Below are 20,373 nucleotides of genomic sequence, written 5' to 3' on the forward strand. Positions count from 1 at the left end.
TTGATGCTATGTGATAGGAGTCATATAAATGAATACGTCACCAATTATAGATATTTTTCAAACCTTTTTTTATAAAGGGGTTATGATTTTAATGCCGGTTGCCGGCGTAAGTATGATTGTCGTTATTATCATCGCTGTCATTATGGCGATGATGCAAATTCAAGAGCAAACGCTGACGTTTTTACCGAAAATGGCGAGTATCGTCCTCGTTATTATCATTTTAGGTCCGTGGATGTTCCAAGAGTTAACGACGCTTATTTTAGATTTATTTGATAAAATCCCATCGCTATTGCGTTCGTACTAAGATAGGTGAACTGAAATGAATATGGAATTATGGGCGGCGACGTTTTTTGCGTTTTGCCGCATTACTTCATTTTTATATTTTTTACCGTTTTTCTCAGGACGATCCATTCCAGCTATGGCGAAGGTTACATTTGGGCTCGGTCTGTCGATTACAGTTGCCGATCAAGTTGATGTTTCTCACATAAAGACGGTTTGGGATGTAGCTGCTTATGCAGCGACGCAAATTGTAATTGGATTATCTCTTTCAAAAATTGTAGAAATGCTGTGGAACATTCCGAAAATGGCTGGACATATTTTAGACTTTGATATCGGTTTATCACAGGCAAGTTTGTTTGATGTGAATGCAGGATCACAGTCTACTTTACTTTCAACACTTTTTGATATGTTCTTCCTCATTATTTTTATTTCACTTGGCGGCATTAATTATTTCGTTGCCACTATTTTAAAGTCGTTTCAATATACAGAGGCGATTTCAAAATTGCTGACGACTAGTTTTTTAGATAGTCTACTCGCAACGCTATTATTTGCGATCACATCAGCGGTTGAAATTGCTCTGCCGCTGATGGGAAGTTTATTCATCATTAACTTTGTTCTAATTTTAATTGCAAAAAACGCTCCGCAATTAAACGTTTTTATGAATGCATACGTAATTAAAATTACATGTGGTATTTTGTTTATTGCGATGAGTGTACCGATGCTCGGTTATGTGTTTAAAAATATGACGGATGTATTACTTGAAGAATATACGAAACTATTTAACTTTTTCTTAACGAAGTAGGGGGACGCGCATGGCAAAGGATAATAAAACAGAAAAGGCCACCCCGCAGAAGCGTAAAAAATCGCGTGAAGAAGGGAATATTGCCCGGAGTAAAGATTTAAATAATTTATTTTCCATTCTCGTATTAGCAGTTGTCGTTTATTTCTTCGGAGATTGGCTAGGGTATGAGATTGCGAATTCCGTAGCGGTGCTGTTTGATCAAATTGGAAAAAATACAGATTCAACCGAGTATTTTTATTTAATGGGGATTTTATTACTGAAAGTATCGGCTCCGATATTAATACTCGTATACGCTTTTCATTTATTCAATTATATGATTCAAGTCGGTTTCCTATTTTCTTCTAAAGTCATTAAACCGAAGGCGTCACGTATTAATCCGAAAAACTATTTTACGAGACTGTTTAGTCGTAAAAGTTTAGTTGATATTTTGAAATCACTATTTTATATGGGATTAATCGGTTACATCGCTTATGTTCTTTTTAAAAAGAATTTAGAGAAAATCGTCAGTATGATTGGATTTAACTGGACTGCATCACTTACTGAAATTATTAGGGAAATTAAATTTATTTTCTTAGCAATTTTAATTATTTTAATCGTTCTTTCTATTATTGATTTTATTTATCAAAAATGGGAGTACGAACAAGATATTAAGATGAAAAAAGAAGAAGTGAAACAAGAGCATAAAGATAATGAAGGGGACCCGCAAGTAAAAGGGAAACGAAAAAACTTTATGCATGCAATCTTGCAAGGAACAATTGCGAAGAAGATGGATGGCGCAACATTTATTGTAAATAACCCGACTCATATTTCGGTCGTACTTCGTTACAATAAACACGTTGATGCAGCACCAATTGTCGTTGCAAAAGGGGAAGATGAGCTCGCATTATATATACGAACGCTTGCCCGTGAACAAGAAATACCAATGGTGGAAAACCGTCCGCTTGCTCGTTCTTTATATTATCAAGTCGAGGAAGATGAGGCGATTCCAGAAGATTTATATGTAGCTGTAATTGAAGTTATGCGCTATTTAATTCAGACGAATGAACTTGAAGTATAATAGCGCGTTTGGAGGAGATCTCTTTGTTTAAGATAGATTCTGCAAGAACCTATTTTTCTATCTTTTTAGCAGCGTCATTCGTAGTGGCGCTCTTAATTCCACTTCCACCATTTATACTTGATATTATTATCGTTTTTCTACTAAGTATGTCAGTGCTTATTTATATGCGAGCGACAAGTATTAACGAGTGGGATGAATTAAAGTCATTTCCAACGATGTTGTTATTAATCGGGATTTTCCGCGTATCGATTAACGTTTCGACGACGCGAGCGATTTTGACAGATGGAAATGCCGGTCATGTTATTGAAGAGTTCGGCCAGTTCGTAATTGGCGGAAACTTATTAATTGGTATCGTTATTTTTACAGTATTAATCATATTCCAGTTTATCGTTGCAAACGGTGCATCTCGTACAGCTGAAGTAGCAGCTCGTTTTACACTTGATTCTTTACCAGGGAAACAAATGTCTATCGATGCTGATTTAAACCAGCGTATTATTTCAGAAAAAGATGCACAAGCAAAACGTAAAAAATTAAATATGGAAACAGAGTTTTACGGAGCGATGGATGGTGCCGGGAAGTTCATTAAAGGGGACGTTATTTTCGGGATTGTCATTTTATTTGTAAACATTATTTTCGGTTTAATTGTCGGAATGATGCAGCAAGGAATGAGCTTTGCAGATGCAGCTCTTCATTATACACAGTTAACTGTCGGTGACGGAATCGTAAACCAAATCGGTTCATTAATGCTTGCAATTTCAACAGGTATTATCGTAACGCGTGTATTTGACGGCTCACCGGATACAGTAACAGAAGGTATCTTTAAAGAGTTATTAGCGCATGAAGTCGTTGTATATGCGCTCGGTGGTTTATTTATCGCAATGGGTATTTTTACTCCGCTACCGTTTCTACCATTCGCACTCGTTGGCGGAACAATTATCCTCTTAGGCATTCGTAATAAAAATCGAATAAAGAAAGAAAAAGAAGACGAGCTTCAAAAAGAAATAGAAATGATCCAAGGCGAAGATGAGCAACTGCAACAAGTAGAAGATTCATTTGGAGTATTTACAGATAAATATCCAATTATAGTAGAACTCGGTTTAGATTTAGCAGCACTTGTAAAGCAGAAAATTAACGGAGAAACAGCTCGTGATAAAGTTGTTCTTATGAGGAAGTCAATTATTACTGACCTCGGTATTAATGTTCCTGGAATTAACTTTAAAGATAATACGAGTTTTAGACCACGCGGACGTTACATTATTCGAATTAAAGGTGCGAAAGCGGCTGAAGGTGTTTTAAAATCAGGTTATTTATTAGCACTGAAAACACCAAACGTAATGGCTGATTTAGATGCAGAGCCAGCGAAAGATCCAATTTTCGGTGAAGATGGGTATTGGATTTTATAGCATATGGTGCAAGATGCACAAATGAAAGGCTATCAAGTGTTAGAGCCACTTAGCATATTAATTACACATTTAGATGTTGTCGTTAGACGTATTCTTCACGAATTAATTCAGCGCCAACATGTAAAAGACTTAATTAACTCACTTGAAAATGATAATGGCGTTCTATTAGAAGAGATTAAGAAGAAAGAAATTGATTTATCACTCGGTCAAAATGTTATTAAACAACTTCTAAAAGAAGGTATTTCTATTCGTGATTTACCAACCATTATTGAAGGTATTATTGACGGCAAAGAAATTTATCAAAACCACGTTGATGGTGTGACATCATTTGTTCGTGAATGTATTTCAAAAGTTATTTGTGAAAATGCGAAAAATCCGGACGGAAAAATATATGCAGCGCTCTTCTCTGATTCAATTGAGTTAGATGCAGATGTTGTGAATAATTCATATCAAGGTTACTTATTAAACTGGGATTTAGATTTAGAAACACGTGTCGTTGAGCAAGTGCAGCGTGTCTTTAAACAAGCACGTTTAATGGGAAGAGAACCAGTGTTATTAACACGTAGAAAAGATTTTAGATTTGCGATTGTAAGACTGCTAGAACGTTATCAAGTGGAAGCACAAGTACTTTGTATTAGCGAATTAGCACCAGAAATTGTTGTGGATCAAATTGCCTATATTGAATAGTAGGGGGTGAAGTAATGGAAAGTACAGAAAAGAAAGAAGCGTTAATGCGAATAAAAGCAGCTTCGAAAAATGAATTGTATCGAAAGTTATTTGACCAATATGGTACAGATTATTATTACGTTGTCGATGAAAGTGTAAAACGAAATATACCGTTTTTTTGGAAAAAGGATTATGAAATGTTAGTTGCATTTCCAGAAGAAAAACAGGAAGAAGTGAATGAAGGTACAGCTCAATTTCATGAACAATTAATGGATGTTGTGAATGATCCTTCAGAACAAATTGTGAAGGCGAATGGAATTCAATCAGTACTGCACAATTTAGAAAACGTAACGACTTCTATGTCATACGCGGCGATGCAAACAGGAAATAGTGAAGAATGGGCAAGAAAAAAAGAGAAACTATTAAAGCTGTTTGAAAAAGGAATCGTCGTTGTGAAACCGATGAAAGAAACGGAAGTAACGAAAGTAACGAAAAAGAAAAAAGTTGTGAAACAAGTCGTTCCAGTAAAGAAAGAAGAAGTAGCTCCAAAGAAAGAAAATCAAGAATCTGTACCGTTTATTATTCAAAAAGTAATTCGGATGCTAGAACAAAACGATGTGGAACAATATTTCATTCATGCATATGCTGAAAAGTTAAAAATAAAGTTTGAAAATGCAACGATGATTACGGAAGAAGAAGTTATCAGGTACATATTGGAAGATATGAAATCTCATTTTAATACGGAAAACGTCTTTGAAAAAGAAGTACAAACAATTGCATTAATCGGTCCAACTGGCGTTGGTAAAACGACGACACTGGCGAAAATGGCATGGCAATTTCACGGTAAGAAAAAAACAGTTGGTTTTATAACGACCGATCATTCGCGCATAGGGACAGTGCAGCAATTGCAAGATAACGTAAAGGACAATTGGATCTGAAGTAATTGCTGTGCGTGATGAAGCTGCAATGACAAGAGCGCTTACGTATTTTAAAGAAGAAGCACGCGTCGATTATATTTTAATTGATACAGCAGGGGAAAAATTATCGTACGTCAGAAACAGTGGAAGAAATGATTGAAACGATGGGACAAGTAGAACCAGATTATATTTGTTTAACGTTATCAGCTTCTATGAAAAGTAAAGATATGATTGAAATCATTACAAACTTTAAAGATATTCATATAGATGGTATTGTGTTTACGAAATTTGATGAAACAGCAAGTAGTGGCGAATTGTTGAAAATTCCAGCAGTATCATCAGCTCCTATTGTATTAATGACAGATGGCCAAGACATAAAGAAAAATATACATATCGCTACAGCTGAACATTTAGCAAAACAAATGTTACAAACATCGTAGAAAAGAGGTGAAGAATAAGGCGCTTGCCTTATTCAAACGAATATGAACGGTCTTTATATAGGTTCTATGGGCATGATGAATTACATGCAGCGCATTAATGTTCATTCGAATAACGTTGCAAATGCTCAAACGACAGGATTTAAAGCAGAAAATATGACGTCTAAAGTATTTGATGTACAAGACACATATCGCCGCGGAGATGGGGCGGTAACAAATATCGGTTCGGTCGATTACGCTGTAGTACCAGCTGCAACGCATGTGAATTTAGTACAAGGAAATATACAAATGACAAATAGCGCTACAGATTTCTTTTTAGATGACGGCGCGGCCGGTACAACATCATTTTTTGTTACTTCTAAAAATGATGAAACGTTTTTAACGAGAGATGGTAGTTTCACATTAAATAGTGATCGATATTTACAAACATCTTCAGGTGCTTTCGTAATGGGAGAGAATAATGAGCGTATTCGTATTCCAGAAGGAGCAAAGGTTGCTGTACAAGCAGACGGTACATTATATGATGAAGTAACACAAAATAATATTGCTCGTTTGCAAACAAAAACAGTAGATGCAGAAACGAATGCACGTCTCGTGCAACGTGAAAACAAAAGCTTTACACTAGCAGAAGGAAACATTGCTAATTTACCGAACGGAACAGGAATAGTAAAAAATCATATGCTAGAAAATTCAAATGTAGATATGACGAAAGAGATGGCAGATCTTATGACAGATCAAAAGATGATTCAAGCATCACAGCGCGTTATGACTTCATTTGATAAAATTTATGAAAAAGAAGCGAATGAAATATTGAGATAGTGGACTCCTAATAAAGGAGTCTTTTATTAATTGTAAATTTCAGAATTATCATTTGACTTTAAGGAGCTTCTTTTTTATATTAGTAGGTATAACTATAACTACTAAAGAGGTGAGAGTATGACAACGGCATTATATTTAGAAGATGCATACAAAACGAGTTGCGAAACAGAAGTGATAAAAGTAGAAGGGAATAAAGTATTTGTAAAGGAAACAGTTTTTTATCCAACTGGTGGAGGGCAAGAATGTGATACGGGTGTTATTGTACAAGATGGGTCTGTATTTGAAGTTGAAAAAGTAAAGAAGGAGCAAGGAGAAATAGTTCACTATATAAAAGACGAAGCACAAGTAAAGTTAGGTCCAGTTAAATTAGAGATAAATTGGGAAAGACGTCATAATTTAATGCGTCATCACTCTTTACTGCATCTTATCGGAGCTGTTGTTTATGAAAAGTATGGAGCTCTATGCACTGGAAATCAAATTTATCCTGATAAAGCACGTATCGATTTTAATGAGTTACAAGAGTTATCGAGCGTGGAAGTAGAAGAAATTGTTGAGGAAGTGAATAAACTTATTAAGCAAAATAAAGAAATTTCCACTCGTTATATGAGCCGCGAAGAAGCAGAAAATGCTGTAGGAATGATTAAAACAGCAATAAATCTCCTACCAACTACCATCCAAGAAATCCGCATTGTTACAATTGAAAATTTAGACGAACAAGCTTGTGGAGGCACACATGTGAAAAATACGAGTGAAATAGGAACACTTGTTATTGATAAAGTAAAAAGTAAAGGGAAGCAAAATCGTCGTTTTGAAGTAAGGGCGATTTAGATTGTGAGGGGTTACCGATGGATAAAATTATAAAGGAATTACAAAAGTTAGGATTTTCCCAGTATGAATGTAAAGCGTATATTGGACTACTAAAACATTCCCCAGTAACAGGCTATGAAGTGAGTAAACAAACAGGAGTACCTCGTTCTATGATTTACGAGGTACTCGGTAAGTTAATGGATAAAGGAGCAGTGCATATTGTACCTTCTGAACCAGTTAAATATGTACCAGTACCAGCTACCGAATTAATGAATCGAATGCGAAAAGACTTTGAAAAGTCCTTTGAATTTTTAGATGAGAAATTAAATTGTTTAGAACAAGAGCGACAAATAGATGTAATTTCGCATATTCGTTCAAATGATCGTGTTTTGAAAGAAATATGCAATATAATTAGTAGAGCTAAGGAAGAGTTATGGGTTTCTGTATGGGAAGAACAAGTGCATGAAATTGAACCATACATTCATCAAAAGGAAGAGGAAGGCGTACATATATTTTCAATCTTATTTGGAGCTCCAGAAACAAAAATAGGAGCGACATTTCACCATAATTATATGACGCCCCACGTTGTTGAAAAGAGAATGGGTGGTCATTTAACTGTTATTGCTCGTGATGGAGAGGAAGTATTAATTGCGAACTTCTCAAATGATAGCACTTCATGGGCCGTTACAACGTATGACCCAGCGCTAGTTCTCGTTGCTACAGAGTATGTGCGGCACGATATTATGGTTGAAGAAATCACAAAGGAATTTGGAGCTGATAAGTTAGATACGTTATGGCGTGAAAATATAGATTTAGTTCATGTCGTAACAGGAAAACGAACTTTAGAAGGAATGGAGGATGATAGAGATGAGTAAAGCTGAGGCACATGTAGCTTTGCAGAGCGATGATACATTTCAGCAAGGAGTAAAAGATTGTTTACCAACTGTATTTGGTTATTTGAGCATCGGTATAGCAGCTGGTGTAATTGCAAAAACAGCAGGTTTTTCTATCATTGAAATTGCATTTATGTCGACTTTAATTTATGCAGGTTCTGCCCAATTTATATTAGCTGGTATGTATGCAGCCGGTGCTCCTGCTTCCGCAATTATTTTTACTGTGTTTTTTGTTAATTTACGCCATTTATTAATGAGTGCTGCCCTCGCGCCGTACTTTACGAAACTACCTCTATTAAAAAACGTCATTATTGGTTCGCAAATTACAGATGAAACGTTCGGCGTCGCAGTGCAGCATGCAACGCAAAAAGGATATTTAGGCGAAAGATGGATGATTGGGCTAAATGTAACGGCTTATTTAAACTGGATTCTTGCTACTATCATTGGCGGGCTATTTGGTGAGTGGATACCAGATCCACATACATACGGGATGGATTATGCATTACCAGCGATGTTTATCGGATTATTTGTACTTCAGCTCATAAGTAGTAAACCAAAGCTAGCAATTCATTTAAGTGTTGCAATTGTATCGATTATTATCGCATACGTTTCACACCTATTTATGCCAGATAGTATAGCGGTTATTATCGCAACATTACTAGCTGCGACGATTGGAGTGGTGATTGAAAAATGGAAATGAGATTAGATGTATTATTACTTTTACTAGCAGCAGGAGCTGTTACACTCGTGCCACGTATTTTACCTCTACTCGTATTTAGCAAACTACAAATTCCTGAATGGGGTTTAAAATGGTTAAATTACATACCAATTGCGATATTAGCAGCGCTTTTAGCACAAGTTTTATTTATGCATGAGACAATGCAGTGGGATTATCTTATTGCAGCAATTCCAACATTTCTTGTAGCGATATATACTCGTAGTTTATTAGGTACAGTATTAACGGGAGTGGTTGTGATTATTTTGTTACGTTTCTTTTTCTAAAAAGGATTACGCTCATATAATAGCGAAAAGTGTAATAACATAAAAAATATAGGGGTGGTGTTATGATACTTTTAACGATAGGAGCAATTTTGTTAACGTTGTTTATTTTCTTTACTATCGGTTTCGTTACGTTTATGATGTTTGTTGATAAGGCGACACCTCAAATATATTATACACCTTGTGAATCAGTGACAGTGAAAACTAAAGGTAAACAGAGAAGGAAGAAAAGTTGAATGTTAGCTTTTCTTCCTTCTTCTATTACATCCCCGAAAGAACTAACAAAAACAGCACAAATAAAAAACTAATAAAGGAAAGAAAACCGATACATATGGAGAACACACGATTGTTTCTCCATTCGCGCCAGAAAGTGATAAAACTTAATATACAAAGGAAAAACCAAATGGGTAGGAATAGGAACTCACTAATCTTTTCGGGAAGTAACGCATAAAAAGTTGATAAATATAAAATCCAATTTGTAAAAAATAAAATGCAAACGATAATAGATTGTAAGTAGAGGCGGTTGAAAAATATCCCTTTTTTTACGGTTATAAAAATGATAGTTAGCGCTGAGATAAAGGAAATGAGTATGAAAATAAGTAAGAGTAATGTAAGTGTCATTTACATCTCCTTTATAAGAGTGTTTTTTACAAGAAATGAATCTATTAAATTGTATGCTTGTTTTGTAGAGTGCTCGTTATATTTTTCAGTGTACGGATTTAGAAATCCATGTTCACCGTGTAGTTGTTTTATTTCTAATAAAGGGTTATTCTGTTGCTGCAATGTTTGAATGAAAGAGGATACTGAAAAACTAGCTTCTTTTTCAGGGAATATAAGTAGTGTAGCGCATGTAGGCTTTATGTGAACATAGTCGCGTATACGAGAACCGTAACATCCGATAATAAAATCTATTTTCGGATTGTTACTACATAGCCATGAGATGGTAGCTCCAACACTAAAGCCGATAAGTCCAATATGTGTATAACTACTAGAAAGATGAGAAATGAATTCTTCAATTTGCTTTTTTCCATCATCAAATCCAATATGATTTACAAAATGTTCATATGCTTTTTCTTCATCACGATAATGAAATGCGTGTTGTGATTGTAGAAGATTAGGACAGAATACATCTATATGAGATGAAGTAAAGTGCTGGGTAACGTGATGCATATGGTCGTTCACACCATATATTTCATGAACAATAACGAGAGCTAATTTTTCCTTCATAGTTATAAAGTACCTCTATGAAACTTAAATTCTTTCTCAACAAGGCAAATACGCAGATGGAAGTTTTCATACCATTGCTCACGACCTCTTTTTTTCGCTTCTTTATGTAAGGTGTTCTTCTTCCAATTTTCAATCGCATCAAGTGATTCCCAATAAGAAATTGTTATTCCGAGTCCAGAATTACCTCTTGCACTTTCTACACCTAAAAATCCAGGTTGTTGCTTTGCAAGTTTCTCCATTTCTTCGGCAACGGTATTATAGTCTGTTGTATCATTTGATAAATTAGAAGTGAATATAACTGCATAATAAGGCTTGTTTTTTTCTAAAGTAGATGCCATTATTTTTCCTCCTTAATGTATAGTACGAATAATTAATCCATAGTTTGTATTTTAGCAGGTCACAAAAAGAAAAGAAGTAGAAAATTCTTATTTTTTCAGCTCATGTAAAATAAAGGGTTGAAGAAATTTATAGTAAGTAATCTGAAAGAAGAAAAATGCCACTTCAAAAGAGAAGTGGCATTTCTTATATTTCCTCTAAGCTATTAACTGGAACAGTTAATTCGCGTTCTGGGTTTTTTACTTCATATATGCGGGCGGTTTCATTGCTTTCATCGACGTGTTGAATCATAACAGGCATGCCTTGAAAACTGACATTGGCTTGCTCTGCTGACACAGAAAGCTCTTTTGCACGTTGTATATTCATTTATATTCCTCCCATCATTATTATCTTTGCTAAAAAAGAGGAATAATATACCATTTAGAGACATTCTTAAAGTTTTTGTATTATTTGTAATGTTTCTTTAATAAATGAAGAAAAGATGGAATCAGGATAACCATCTATCGTTTGAACTGCTTCTTTTGCTTCTTTCAGAGCAGCTGGTTTATCTTGAAGTTTTATATGACACAGGGCACGATAAGAGCCAGCTGTTAATAACCATGACTGATCAAGTGGATGACTCATATAATCTGGAATATTAGCACGTTTTAATGTTTCCAAAGCTTCCTCGTAACGTTTTAAACCATACAGAGATTTTCCTTTTTCAAGATAATACAATCCATCTTCTTGAAAAATCGGTACATCTTTTAGTTTTTCTCGGAATTGTTCTAAATGTTCTAATGCAATTGTATATTCATTTGTAACGGTATTGTAGTAATAAGCTTTTAATATATCTATATTTGCAGCGGATAGAGTATCTTCTGTAAAAATGGCAAATTGCTCCGATTTTTTTATGTAATATAAATATCGTTCTTTATCGGTTGTAATGATTTTTTGATAAGATAAAATACGGTAAAATTCATCTGTTTTATAATACACTTGATGTTTTTTTGAAAATGCAAGTGCATCTAAAATGATTTTTTCACATTTTTCATAATTACCGTATGCGAGTAAAATAATTGCTTCTTTTAAATATAATTGTATATGTGTAATAAGATCCATTTCTAAATTCTTCGTTTTATATTCATCGCGAATTTTGGTAATCAACTGTAAACATTCTTTATATTTTTTCCGTTTGTAGAGCATATAGTAAAACAGTAGTTTCGTTTCAGTACTTTCACGATACAAAGTATATTTTTCAAATATAGAAACAGCTGTTTCAACGTAATATTCAATATTGTAATCGTTCATAATGGCCGCTCCAGTTATGAACTGTTTATATAAACGTGCTGTGTTTAAAGTAAGGGGTAGTTCTTTTTGAACGATAGGTAGTAAAGTCTTGTATACTTCATCGCATTTATTTGATTTTATTAATGGCTCCATTTTTTGAATGAGTTCCACAATTTCTTCTTCATCTTCTTCTAATAAAAAGCTCGTTTCACATTCAAGTTTTTCCGCAATATATTGTAATGTTTTCATAGAAGGTGTAGCTTTTCCATTTTCAATTTGACTAAGCATACTTTTTGTCAGTTCCGAACCTGCCAGTGCTGTTTGCGTAAGCTTTTTTTCTTTTCGTAATGCTTTAATTTTTTCACCGAGAGTTGCCATATTATTGCTCCTTTATATTTAAAAAGTTTAATTGTATTTAACTTTTTGTTGTGAAAATTGGAAAGTTGATTATATAATAAGTTTAACACAATTTAACTTTTAAGGGGAGAGAGTCAAAAATGGGAGATATAAGTATAGGAAAACATGATTCAAGAATGAAGATTGCAACTAGAAATATCATTTTAATGATGATTGGAAAAATGACGTCTTTATTAGGTGCAGGTATTTATACGTTCGCAATGGGATTATATGTATTAAAGACTACTGGTTCAGGGATGGGTTTTGCAATTACGCTCGTTTGCGGATCACTTCCAAGGATGATCTGTGGCCCAATTGCTGGTGCTGTAGCAGACCGTGTGAATCGAAAATGGCTTGTCATTGGTACTGATTTATTAAGTAGTTTAACGATGCTTAGTATGTTTATTCTTGCTACTATATTTGGGCCATCACTTCTTTTTATTTATATTTCAGCAGCATTATTATCAATTTGTGCAAGTTTTTATTCTGTTGCATTAACTTCGTCTATTCCGAGTTTAGTAGATGAAGGACGTATTCAAAAAGCGAGTGCTTTAAATCAAACGGCGGCTTCTTTATCAAATATTTTAGGCCCGATTATTGGCGGAGTTGTATATGGTTTCTTTTCAATTAAATCGTTTTTCCTATTAAATAGCATTACGTTCTTTTTAGCGGTTATTTTGCAATTATTTATCGTATTTGATTTATATAAAAAAGAAGTGGCTGAAAGTACAGAGCATTTCTTGACGAGTATAAAAGAAGGTTTTTTATATGTAAAAAGACAACGTGAAATATATGGTCTAATGAAAATAGCATTGTGGGTAAACTTTTTTGCGTGTGGTCTAACAGTTGCACTTCCGTACATTATCGTCCATACATTGCATTTATCTTCAAAGCAACTCGGTACTGTAGAGGGAATGTTAGCAGTCGGGATGCTAATGGGAGCGATTGCTTTATCAGTGCGTAAAGAAGTGAATAATCCGTTTCGTTCTATTTATACTGGACTGTTTTTGTTTGCAGGTTTAAGTTTATGTACAGCCTTTCCGTTGTTAGTTATCATTCCAAAAGTAGCAAGTTTTATTTACTATATTGCTTTTATGATGTTAACTGGTATAGCAATTATGATTGTAAACATTCCAATGCAAGTACATATGCAAAAAACGACAGATCCGAGCTACCTAGGGCGTGTGTTTGGCCTACTTGAAACAATTGCGACTGCAATCGCACCGCTTGGTATGATTGTATATGGACTACTATTAGATATGTTGCCAACTAGCATTGTTATGATGACAATAGGTGGAGGGTTATTGTTAGTTGTATTAGTTGGAGTAAAGCAACATATGGCGAAAAAACAAGTAGATGTGTCCGCTTAAAAATAAGAAAATAATAAAAATTTGACTTATCATTATAAAAATGACTAAATTAGTATTTTAGTTTTTGAAACTCTTTTTCATGTATGTTAAAGTAAAGTGAGCTTGCAAAGAAAAGGAGACAACAGCATGAAAAAATTAAGTTTTGTTATGCTTTTTCTATTAGTCGTAATGGCTGGATGTAGCAATTATGACACATATATTGAAACAGGTATGCAATCATTGAAAGATGAAAAGTATAGTGATGCAACAATGTGGTTCGAAAAAGCAGAAAAAGAAAAATCAGGAAACGAAGCGAAATCATATAAAGAAGTTGCTGAGAAAATGGATCATGGAGCAACAGCATTAAAAGACGGTAAGTATTTAGAAGCGAAAGACATTGCAAATGAAGTGTTACAAAAGAAAAAAGATGATGAACTTGAAAAAGCTGTAACATCAAATGCAGAGAATATGCTTCAAAAAGCAAAAGATGTGGAAGAGAAAGTAAATGAAAGAGTGGCAAAGCGTAGAAAGGTAGAAGAAGAAGGAATCGATAAACTTATTAAAGCTGTCGATAGTATAGATGAAGTGAAAGAAAAAGAGAAGAAAGTATCAGAAGCATTAGATAAGGCTGAAGAGGCGCAAGCAAAAATTGAGGCAAAGAAAAATAAATAGATTTATAGTTTAAAAGGCTGTCGTGCATAACGACAGCCTTTTAATTTTTTGTTGTAAATGAAGTGATGCTTTGTAGTAAAAAAGAAATGATTTTAGAATTCCATCTGTCCTCATGATGAATCGTATAAATATTACGCTGAAATTCAAATTCAGGGATTGGTATATAGCATAGCTCATTTCGTTGTATTTCTTGCTCGATAGCAAGTTTAGAAATAAAGGCAATTCCATTACCATATTTTAAAATTTGTTTCATCGTTTCTAATGAGTCTAATTCAATTTCAGATTGGAATGTAATGTTGTGCGCCAACGTCCATTGTGTAAGTAAATCTCTCGTTGTAGATGGATTACGATGCAATAGTATGCGTTCCTTTTCGATATTTTGTAACGATACATTGTCTTTCTTTGAAAAATGATGTTCTTTGGAAAAGGCAAGAACAAGTGTATCGGGCATTATATTCGTTTGTTTTAAAAGTGGTTCATCAAATGGAGCAGCGGAAATTATCCCAAGATCGATTTCGTGATTTTGTAGCATCATTCGAATTTCAGGGGCTGTTTTCACTAGTAGCGTTATTTTTATATTGGGAAATTCGCATTGAAATTGATGAACGACTTCTGGCAAAAGATAAGTCGCTGGTACATAACTAGCGCCGATTGTTATAGCACCTTTATGAAAATCTTTAAACTCTTGCGTGACACGTCTAGCTTCTTTCATAAGCGCATCTATTTTACAAGCATAATGGTGCAAAGCCTCACCAGCCTCTGTTAAGAAATACCTTCCAGAACGTAATTCAAATAAAGACACACCGAGTTCTTCTTCTAAGCTTTTTATATGAAATGTAATAGTTGGTTGTTTAACGCCAAGTTTTTCTGCAACGATTGTAAGCTTTTTGTATTTCTTAATAAGTACTACAATTTCTAATTTTAAGAGATTCATTATGAATTGCCGCCTTTTTTATTTTAAATATAGAAAAAATCTATAGAAATAAATAGTTTATTAGAAGTTTTTTAATTTAATCTTTACAGTACATTAACATTCAGTATAAATCTTCCATATAGAATGAAAGCAGGTTAAGAATGAGGGGAGAGAGGTGAAGCAATGGATATTAAAATTAGTGGATTAGAAAAGACATTTGGAAAAACACAGGCGTTAAAGCCGTTGCAGATTGTAATGAAACAAGGGGAATTTACTACACTTTTAGGGCCTTCGGGGTGTGGGAAAACGACTTTACTTAGAATGATAGCAGGGCTTGAGGAACCGGATAAGGGAGAAATATATTTTGGAGACCAGTGCATGTATTCTGCTGCAAAAAAGATAAAGACATCTCCTCATGAACGGAATATCGGTATGGTATTTCAAGATTTTGCTTTATGGCCGCACATGACTGTTTTTGAAAATGTTGCATTTGGTTTAAGGGCTACAAAGCAAACGAATCATTTACGAGAAAAAGTAGAAGATGCGATAAAGCGAGTTCGCCTGCAAGGTATGGAGAAACGGTATCCACACGAACTTTCTGGTGGACAGCAACAACGTGTCGCATTCGCTAGAGCAATTGTAACAAAACCTCATTTTATTTTGTTTGATGAACCGCTAAGTGCACTCGATGCAATTTTGCGAGAAGAAATGAGAATAGAGCTTATGGATATCGTTCATTCCATTGGTTTAACTGCACTGTATGTCACTCACGACCAAACAGAAGCAATGTCAATGTCAGATCAAATTATTGTCATGAAACAAGGAGAAGTATTACAAAAAGGAACACCGGAAGATATTTATGTGAAACCGTCTCATGAATTTGTTGCCAAATTTGTTGGTAAGGCGAATTGGCTTGTAGAGGGTGAAAAAATGATTCGTCCAGAGCATGTGAGTTGGACAAAAAATGATGTGTGCGAAATGTATACAGGTGAAATTCAGCACGTTACATATGTAGGAGAACGTTATGAAGTGAAAGTAAATATGGGGACTTTAGGCATCTGGACAGCCTATCACAATAGTAAGCTAAGCATCGGTAAACCAGTATCGTTATATGTGCCAAAAAAATGTATTCATCATATAGGGGGAGAATCGTATGAAGAAATTCAGTTCGCTTAAGTCTTTATTTGTATGTACTTTATTATTTTCGGCTGTAGTAACAGGGTGTAGTTCAAAGACAGGCGATGCAGATGCGAAAAGTAAAAATACGACTGAAAAGAAAATTGTTGTATATAGTGCAGGGCCAAAAGGGTTAGCAGAAAAAATTCAAAAAGACTTTCAAAAGAAAACTGGTATAAAGGTGGAAATGTTTCAAGGGACAACTGGTAAAATTTTAGCGAGAATGGAAGCTGAAAAGAAAAATCCAGTCGTTGATGTAGTCGTACTTGCATCATTACCAGCGATGGAAGGATTAAAGAAAGAGGGTCAAACGTTAGCTTATAAAGAAGCGAAACAAGCTGATAAGCTGCGTTCTGAATGGTCAGATGATAAAGGACATTATTTCGGGTATAGTGCTTCAGCATTAGGGATTGTGTACAATACAAAAAATGTGAAGACAGCGCCTGAAGATTGGAGCGATATAACGAAAGGAGAATGGAAAGGGAAAGTGAATCTTCCAGATCCAGCACTTTCAGGTTCAGCTTTAGACTTTGTAACAGGATACGTGAAAAAGAATGGACAAGATGGATGGAATTTATTTGAGCAGCTTAAGAAAAATGAAGTTACAGTAGCAGGAGCAAATCAGGAAGCGTTAGACCCAGTTGTAACAGGTGCGAAAGATATGGTCATTGCGGGTGTTGATTATATGACGTATAGCGCAAAAGCAAAGGGTGAACCTGTTGATATTGTATATCCAAAAAGCGGAACAGTTATTAGCCCACGTGCAGCTGGGATTATGAAGGATAGTAAAAATGTTGAAGGTGCAAAAGAGTTTATTGATTATTTATTATCCGATGATGTACAAAAACAAGTTTCTAAAGCGTATTTATTGCCTGGTAGAACAGATATAAAAGCTGAAAATAGACCAAATGTAGAAGAGATTCCAGTATTAAATATTGATTGGAAAACAATTGAGAAAGAGCAAGATGAAATAGGAAAACAATTTAAGAAAGTATTTCAATAAGATGGTGATTCCATGGTAAATCGATTCGTATCAGTAAGACAAGTTGGAATGACGGTAGCGTTATTACTTGTAGCGATGTTAATCGTCATTCCACTTTTTCTTATTTTATTTTCTAGTGTATATGAAAATAGTAGTTGGAACTTTTTAAAGCCTTTTGAAGTGATGCAGAGTGGTGGATTAGCTGGGATTTTTCTAAATTCGATGCTTCTAGGTGTACTCGTTGTAATAGGTGCTACAATATTTGCATTTCCATTGGCATTTATTATGAGCAAAACAGATGTAGGAAAGTATAGTAAGTTAGATATTGTTTTTATGATTCCATTTATGACACCGCCGTATATTGGATCGATGGGCTGGATTTTGTTCATGCAACCTAACGGCTATTTTGAACAATTTTTCCCGATGCTAAAGACAGTTTCATCATCGTTTTTTAGTTTAGGAGGTATGGTATTAATTATGAGTCTGCATTTATTCCCATTCCTTTATTTCATGCTGAAAAACACGTTACTTCAGATTGGGAGTAGTAAAGAAGAAGCTGCAGCAGTTCATGGCGGAAGTTTTTTCTATCGTTTAAGAAAAATAATATTGCCGTTATTAGTATCAAGTTATGTAATGGGTGCTTTACTCATTTTCGTAAAGACGATTGCTGAATTTGGAACACCGGCTACATTCGGACGTAGAATAGGATTCCACGTGTTAACATCAGAAATCCATAAATTTATTTCGAGTTGGCCAATTGATTTTAGTAGTGCAACAGCATTATCTTCTTTATTACTTAGTGCTTGTATGCTCATTTGGTATATGCAAAATGTATTGAATCGAAAGTATTCATATGCAATAGTTAGTGGAAAAGGTGTGAAATCTAAAAGATATACTTTGTCTATATTTACGCGCGTTGTAGCATGGATGTATGTAATTGGTTTATTAATCGTATCAATTGGAATTCCATACTTTTCTATACTTATTGCTTCTTTTTCAAAATTAAGAGGCGGCGGTTTACATGTAAATAACTTTACAACAAGTCATTATGAGGCATTGTTTACAATGGGATCTCCGGGATTAGAGGCTTTATGGAATAGTTTTCTTTTTTCACTCGTAACAGCGATTATTGCGGTAATGATTGGAGTCTTTTTGGCACTTATGATTCGAAAGGGGAAAAAAACCTCTGAAAAATGGCTTGATATGTGCGGTATGTTACCGAATATGGTACCAGGAATCGTTATGGTTGTAGGTCTTATTCTATTTTGGAATTCACCATATATGCCTATGTCAATTTACAATACACCAGTCATGGTTATCGTAACGTATGTTGTGCTGTTTTTACCTTACACGGTGCAATATGTAAAATCATCACTCGGACAAATTGATGATTCTCTCATGCAGGCAGGAAGTATTTTTTCTGGAAATTATATTTATATTTTCAGAAAAATAATATTGCCTCTTATTATCCCAGGCATTCTTGCTGGATGGGCGATGACATTTACAATTTCGATAAGAGAGTTAGTAGCATCGCTTCTCGTATTACCTCCATCAGTAGAAACGTCAGCAACGTTTATTTTTGCTCAATTTGAACAGGGTGAAGTATCTATAGGCATGGCGATGGCCGTTGTTTCTGTTGGACTTACAACAATATGCTTATTACTGCTACCAACATATGGAGCAAAAACGAAAAGGGGTAGCATGATGAGAGTGGAAGTATGGGGAGGAGCAGGAGAATACGGTCGCTCCTGCTATTTTGTAAAAAATAAAGAGACGAAAATAGTATTTGATTGTGGTATTAATCGATCTTATGAGGATAGTTATCCAAAAATAGAGAGAGAAGCTGTTCCATTTTTAGATGCGGTATTTTTATCACATATTCATGAAGATCATACGATGGGTTTACCTTTATTAGCGAAGTATGGCTATAAGAAAAAAATTTGGACGACTCGTTATACGAAGGAGCAACTGCCGTTATATTATGAAAAATGGAGAAACTATAATGTGCTGCAAGGGTGGAATTTACCTTATAGCGACCAACATATAAAAGATTTAAATTATGTATGTATTGATGAGATTAGCAATCCAAATAAATGGGTACAAATTACTCCTACATTGCGGTTTCAATGGGGATATAGTGGCCATGTATTGGGAGCTGTTTGGTTTTTAGTTGATATGTGTAATACATACGTATTTTATTCAGGTGACTATTCAGCAGAGTCTAATATACTACGAGCTAATTTACCTGAGAAATTAGGCCACAATATAAAAATCGCAATTGTGGATGCCGCTTATCACACAGATGATGTTTCGCAAAATGAACGTGTAAACGAACTATGTGCAGAAATTGAACGAGTTATGCAAAATAAAGGAATAGCATTATTACCGCTTCCACAACTTGGTAGGGCGCAAGATATAGTATTGTATTTATATGAACGATATAAAGAATTTCCGCTTATAGTAGATAAAGAAATTTTGGCTGGATTTGAAGAGATGTTCGTATATAAAGATTGGATAAAAAATAATGAAGAATTTAAATGGATTATGGAGAGTTTAAAAAGAAACATAATAGTGATGGATAATGACATTAGTATGCAAAATAGTTACGGAATAGTTGTAATGAGTGATGCGAATATGCAAACGAAACGAGCGCAGTTATATTATGAACAACTTCGGAATGAAAAGCGAAATGCCGTTATTTTTACTGGGCATATTGCGAAAGGGAGTTTTGCAGAAAAAGTTATGAAAGAGCATGTAGGTAAAGAATGTAGGGTGAAGCGAGTTCCATATAAAGTTCACCAAAGTATAAGAGACGTTAAAGAGATGTTAAATACATTATTACCAGAACATACGGTGCTAGTGCACGCTTTGAAAGAGGATACGGATCGATTACAACAAAAGCTAAGTACAGCAGGATATGAAAATGTATATTCACTTGCAATGGAACGTATAGAAGTCATTTAAAATGCAAAGG

The 20,373-nt window shown here is 34.7% G+C and carries 20 protein-coding genes and 3 pseudogenes; 17 read left to right on the top strand and 6 right to left on the bottom strand.

The features are described 5' to 3' along the window. The first annotated feature begins 28 nt into the window (after positions 1 to 28). The 11 genes and pseudogenes from BC_RS08290 to BC_RS08340 all read left to right on the top strand — a co-directional run bounded on the left by BC_RS08290 (position 29) and on the right by BC_RS08340 (position 9,315). The gene (locus tag BC_RS08290) at positions 29 to 304 is read left to right on the top strand and encodes a flagellar biosynthetic protein FliQ (RefSeq protein WP_001098085.1); all 276 of its coding nucleotides are present in this window, start codon (positions 29 to 31) and stop codon (positions 302 to 304) included. A gap of 15 nt (positions 305 to 319) precedes the next feature. Further along, on the top strand, positions 320 to 1,081 hold the full coding sequence (locus BC_RS08295) for a flagellar biosynthetic protein FliR (RefSeq protein ID WP_001055706.1): 762 nt from the start codon (positions 320 to 322) through the stop codon (positions 1,079 to 1,081). Positions 1,082 to 1,091: 10 nt separating this feature from the next. Further along, the gene (flhB, locus tag BC_RS08300) at positions 1,092 to 2,138 is read left to right on the top strand and encodes a flagellar type III secretion system protein FlhB (protein WP_001030109.1); all 1,047 of its coding nucleotides are present in this window, start codon (positions 1,092 to 1,094) and stop codon (positions 2,136 to 2,138) included. Between the two features lie 23 nt (positions 2,139 to 2,161). After that, positions 2,162 to 4,228 (top strand): annotated as a pseudogene (flhA, locus tag BC_RS08305) (flagellar biosynthesis protein FlhA). A 14-nt stretch (positions 4,229 to 4,242) separates the two neighbouring features. After that, positions 4,243 to 5,564 (top strand): annotated as a pseudogene (flhF, locus tag BC_RS08310) (flagellar biosynthesis protein FlhF). 42 nt (positions 5,565 to 5,606) lie between these two features. After that, the gene (locus BC_RS08315) at positions 5,607 to 6,380 is read left to right on the top strand and encodes a flagellar basal-body rod protein FlgG (RefSeq protein ID WP_001013934.1); all 774 of its coding nucleotides are present in this window, start codon (positions 5,607 to 5,609) and stop codon (positions 6,378 to 6,380) included. A 117-nt stretch (positions 6,381 to 6,497) separates the two neighbouring features. Beyond that, a complete protein-coding gene (locus tag BC_RS08320) occupies positions 6,498 to 7,208 on the top strand; it encodes an alanyl-tRNA editing protein (RefSeq protein WP_000205380.1) in 711 nt (236 codons plus the stop codon). A 17-nt stretch (positions 7,209 to 7,225) separates the two neighbouring features. Beyond that, positions 7,226 to 8,062 carry a TrmB family transcriptional regulator gene (locus BC_RS08325; protein WP_000357819.1) on the top strand — a complete coding sequence of 279 codons (837 nt, stop codon included), beginning with the start codon at positions 7,226 to 7,228 and terminating at the stop codon, positions 8,060 to 8,062. After that, entirely contained in the window at positions 8,055 to 8,780 is a 726-nt protein-coding gene (locus BC_RS08330) for an AzlC family ABC transporter permease (RefSeq protein WP_000029975.1), read from the top strand. The genes BC_RS08325 and BC_RS08330 overlap by 8 nt, the downstream gene beginning before the upstream one ends. Further along, positions 8,771 to 9,082, top strand: coding sequence for an AzlD domain-containing protein (locus tag BC_RS08335; RefSeq protein ID WP_000425954.1), 312 nt, complete (start codon positions 8,771 to 8,773; stop codon positions 9,080 to 9,082). Before BC_RS08330 ends, BC_RS08335 begins: the two co-directional genes overlap by 10 nt. 62 nt (positions 9,083 to 9,144) lie before the next feature. Next, positions 9,145 to 9,315 (top strand): DUF3951 domain-containing protein, encoded by a 171-nt coding sequence (locus BC_RS08340; protein WP_000602247.1) that lies wholly within the window; start codon positions 9,145 to 9,147, stop codon positions 9,313 to 9,315. A gap of 25 nt (positions 9,316 to 9,340) precedes the next feature. Here the strand turns inward: BC_RS08340 and BC_RS08345 are convergent, their stop codons facing one another. The 5 genes from BC_RS08345 to BC_RS08365 all read right to left on the bottom strand — a co-directional run bounded on the left by BC_RS08345 (position 9,341) and on the right by BC_RS08365 (position 12,289). After that, on the bottom strand, positions 9,341 to 9,700 hold the full coding sequence (locus BC_RS08345; protein ID WP_011109988.1) for a hypothetical protein: 360 nt from the start codon (positions 9,698 to 9,700) through the stop codon (positions 9,341 to 9,343). After that, positions 9,701 to 10,306, bottom strand: coding sequence for a dienelactone hydrolase family protein (locus BC_RS08350; RefSeq protein ID WP_000660122.1), 606 nt, complete (start codon positions 10,304 to 10,306; stop codon positions 9,701 to 9,703). It lies immediately after the preceding gene. Positions 10,307 to 10,308: 2 nt separating this feature from the next. Next, positions 10,309 to 10,644, bottom strand: a complete 336-nt coding sequence (locus BC_RS08355; RefSeq protein ID WP_000168851.1) for an antibiotic biosynthesis monooxygenase family protein — start codon at positions 10,642 to 10,644, stop codon at positions 10,309 to 10,311. 184 nt (positions 10,645 to 10,828) lie between these two features. Next, on the bottom strand, positions 10,829 to 11,008 hold the full coding sequence (locus tag BC_RS08360; RefSeq protein WP_001025739.1) for an H-type small acid-soluble spore protein: 180 nt from the start codon (positions 11,006 to 11,008) through the stop codon (positions 10,829 to 10,831). Between the two features lie 66 nt (positions 11,009 to 11,074). Next, on the bottom strand, positions 11,075 to 12,289 hold the full coding sequence (locus BC_RS08365) for a helix-turn-helix domain-containing protein (protein ID WP_000212348.1): 1,215 nt from the start codon (positions 12,287 to 12,289) through the stop codon (positions 11,075 to 11,077). A gap of 119 nt (positions 12,290 to 12,408) precedes the next feature. On the opposite strand from BC_RS08365, the gene BC_RS08370 reads away from it, so the two are divergent. Both BC_RS08370 and BC_RS08375 read left to right on the top strand, forming a co-directional pair. Further along, a complete protein-coding gene (locus tag BC_RS08370; protein ID WP_000502468.1) occupies positions 12,409 to 13,677 on the top strand; it encodes an MFS transporter in 1,269 nt (422 codons plus the stop codon). A gap of 126 nt (positions 13,678 to 13,803) precedes the next feature. After that, on the top strand, positions 13,804 to 14,328 hold the full coding sequence (locus tag BC_RS08375; RefSeq protein ID WP_000736438.1) for a DUF4398 domain-containing protein: 525 nt from the start codon (positions 13,804 to 13,806) through the stop codon (positions 14,326 to 14,328). Positions 14,329 to 14,368: 40 nt separating this feature from the next. Here BC_RS08375 and BC_RS08380 read toward each other — a convergent pair whose 3' ends face one another. Beyond that, positions 14,369 to 15,262, bottom strand: a complete 894-nt coding sequence (locus BC_RS08380) for a LysR family transcriptional regulator (RefSeq protein WP_001050612.1) — start codon at positions 15,260 to 15,262, stop codon at positions 14,369 to 14,371. 162 nt (positions 15,263 to 15,424) lie between these two features. Here BC_RS08380 and BC_RS08385 point away from each other — a divergent pair, with 162 nt between their 5' ends. From BC_RS08385 to BC_RS08400, 4 genes and pseudogenes are all read left to right on the top strand, one after another. Next, on the top strand, positions 15,425 to 16,417 hold the full coding sequence (locus BC_RS08385; RefSeq protein ID WP_000351829.1) for an ABC transporter ATP-binding protein: 993 nt from the start codon (positions 15,425 to 15,427) through the stop codon (positions 16,415 to 16,417). Beyond that, positions 16,395 to 17,420, top strand: coding sequence for an ABC transporter substrate-binding protein (locus BC_RS08390; protein WP_000714679.1), 1,026 nt, complete (start codon positions 16,395 to 16,397; stop codon positions 17,418 to 17,420). Before BC_RS08385 ends, BC_RS08390 begins: the two co-directional genes overlap by 23 nt. Positions 17,421 to 17,432: 12 nt before the next feature. After that, positions 17,433 to 19,104, top strand: a pseudogene (locus BC_RS08395) (ABC transporter permease). After that, complete coding sequence (locus BC_RS08400; RefSeq protein ID WP_033685076.1) at positions 19,101 to 20,363, top strand: MBL fold metallo-hydrolase; 1,263 nt, start codon at positions 19,101 to 19,103, stop codon at positions 20,361 to 20,363. Before BC_RS08395 ends, BC_RS08400 begins: the two are co-directional and overlap by 4 nt. Positions 20,364 to 20,373: the final 10 nt, after the last annotated feature.

This window comes from Bacillus cereus ATCC 14579 (genome assembly GCF_000007825.1).
GTDB classification, from domain to species: Bacteria; Bacillota; Bacilli; order Bacillales; family Bacillaceae_G; genus Bacillus_A; species Bacillus_A cereus.

What these genes read in the sequence shown, in the direction of transcription:
- BC_RS08345 (WP_011109988.1), bottom strand. Translation starts at nt 9,700, where the DNA reads ATGACACTTACATTACTCTTACTTATTTTCATACTCATTTCCTTTATC.
- BC_RS08325 (WP_000357819.1), top strand. Translation starts at nt 7,226, where the DNA reads ATGGATAAAATTATAAAGGAATTACAAAAGTTAGGATTTTCCCAGTAT.
- BC_RS08370 (WP_000502468.1), top strand. Translation starts at nt 12,409, where the DNA reads ATGGGAGATATAAGTATAGGAAAACATGATTCAAGAATGAAGATTGCA.
- BC_RS08385 (WP_000351829.1), top strand. Translation starts at nt 15,425, where the DNA reads ATGGATATTAAAATTAGTGGATTAGAAAAGACATTTGGAAAAACACAG.
- BC_RS08400 (WP_033685076.1), top strand. Translation starts at nt 19,101, where the DNA reads ATGATGAGAGTGGAAGTATGGGGAGGAGCAGGAGAATACGGTCGCTCC.
- BC_RS08355 (WP_000168851.1), bottom strand. Translation starts at nt 10,644, where the DNA reads ATGGCATCTACTTTAGAAAAAAACAAGCCTTATTATGCAGTTATATTC.
- BC_RS08340 (WP_000602247.1), top strand. Translation starts at nt 9,145, where the DNA reads ATGATACTTTTAACGATAGGAGCAATTTTGTTAACGTTGTTTATTTTC.
- BC_RS08360 (WP_001025739.1), bottom strand. Translation starts at nt 11,008, where the DNA reads ATGAATATACAACGTGCAAAAGAGCTTTCTGTGTCAGCAGAGCAAGCC.
- BC_RS08330 (WP_000029975.1), top strand. Translation starts at nt 8,055, where the DNA reads ATGAGTAAAGCTGAGGCACATGTAGCTTTGCAGAGCGATGATACATTT.
- flhB (WP_001030109.1), top strand. Translation starts at nt 1,092, where the DNA reads ATGGCAAAGGATAATAAAACAGAAAAGGCCACCCCGCAGAAGCGTAAA.
- BC_RS08295 (WP_001055706.1), top strand. Translation starts at nt 320, where the DNA reads ATGAATATGGAATTATGGGCGGCGACGTTTTTTGCGTTTTGCCGCATT.
- BC_RS08350 (WP_000660122.1), bottom strand. Translation starts at nt 10,306, where the DNA reads ATGAAGGAAAAATTAGCTCTCGTTATTGTTCATGAAATATATGGTGTG.
- BC_RS08315 (WP_001013934.1), top strand. Translation starts at nt 5,607, where the DNA reads ATGAACGGTCTTTATATAGGTTCTATGGGCATGATGAATTACATGCAG.
- BC_RS08375 (WP_000736438.1), top strand. Translation starts at nt 13,804, where the DNA reads ATGAAAAAATTAAGTTTTGTTATGCTTTTTCTATTAGTCGTAATGGCT.
- BC_RS08365 (WP_000212348.1), bottom strand. Translation starts at nt 12,289, where the DNA reads ATGGCAACTCTCGGTGAAAAAATTAAAGCATTACGAAAAGAAAAAAAG.
- BC_RS08380 (WP_001050612.1), bottom strand. Translation starts at nt 15,262, where the DNA reads ATGAATCTCTTAAAATTAGAAATTGTAGTACTTATTAAGAAATACAAA.
- BC_RS08390 (WP_000714679.1), top strand. Translation starts at nt 16,395, where the DNA reads ATGAAGAAATTCAGTTCGCTTAAGTCTTTATTTGTATGTACTTTATTA.
- BC_RS08290 (WP_001098085.1), top strand. Translation starts at nt 29, where the DNA reads ATGAATACGTCACCAATTATAGATATTTTTCAAACCTTTTTTTATAAA.
- BC_RS08320 (WP_000205380.1), top strand. Translation starts at nt 6,498, where the DNA reads ATGACAACGGCATTATATTTAGAAGATGCATACAAAACGAGTTGCGAA.
- BC_RS08335 (WP_000425954.1), top strand. Translation starts at nt 8,771, where the DNA reads ATGGAAATGAGATTAGATGTATTATTACTTTTACTAGCAGCAGGAGCT.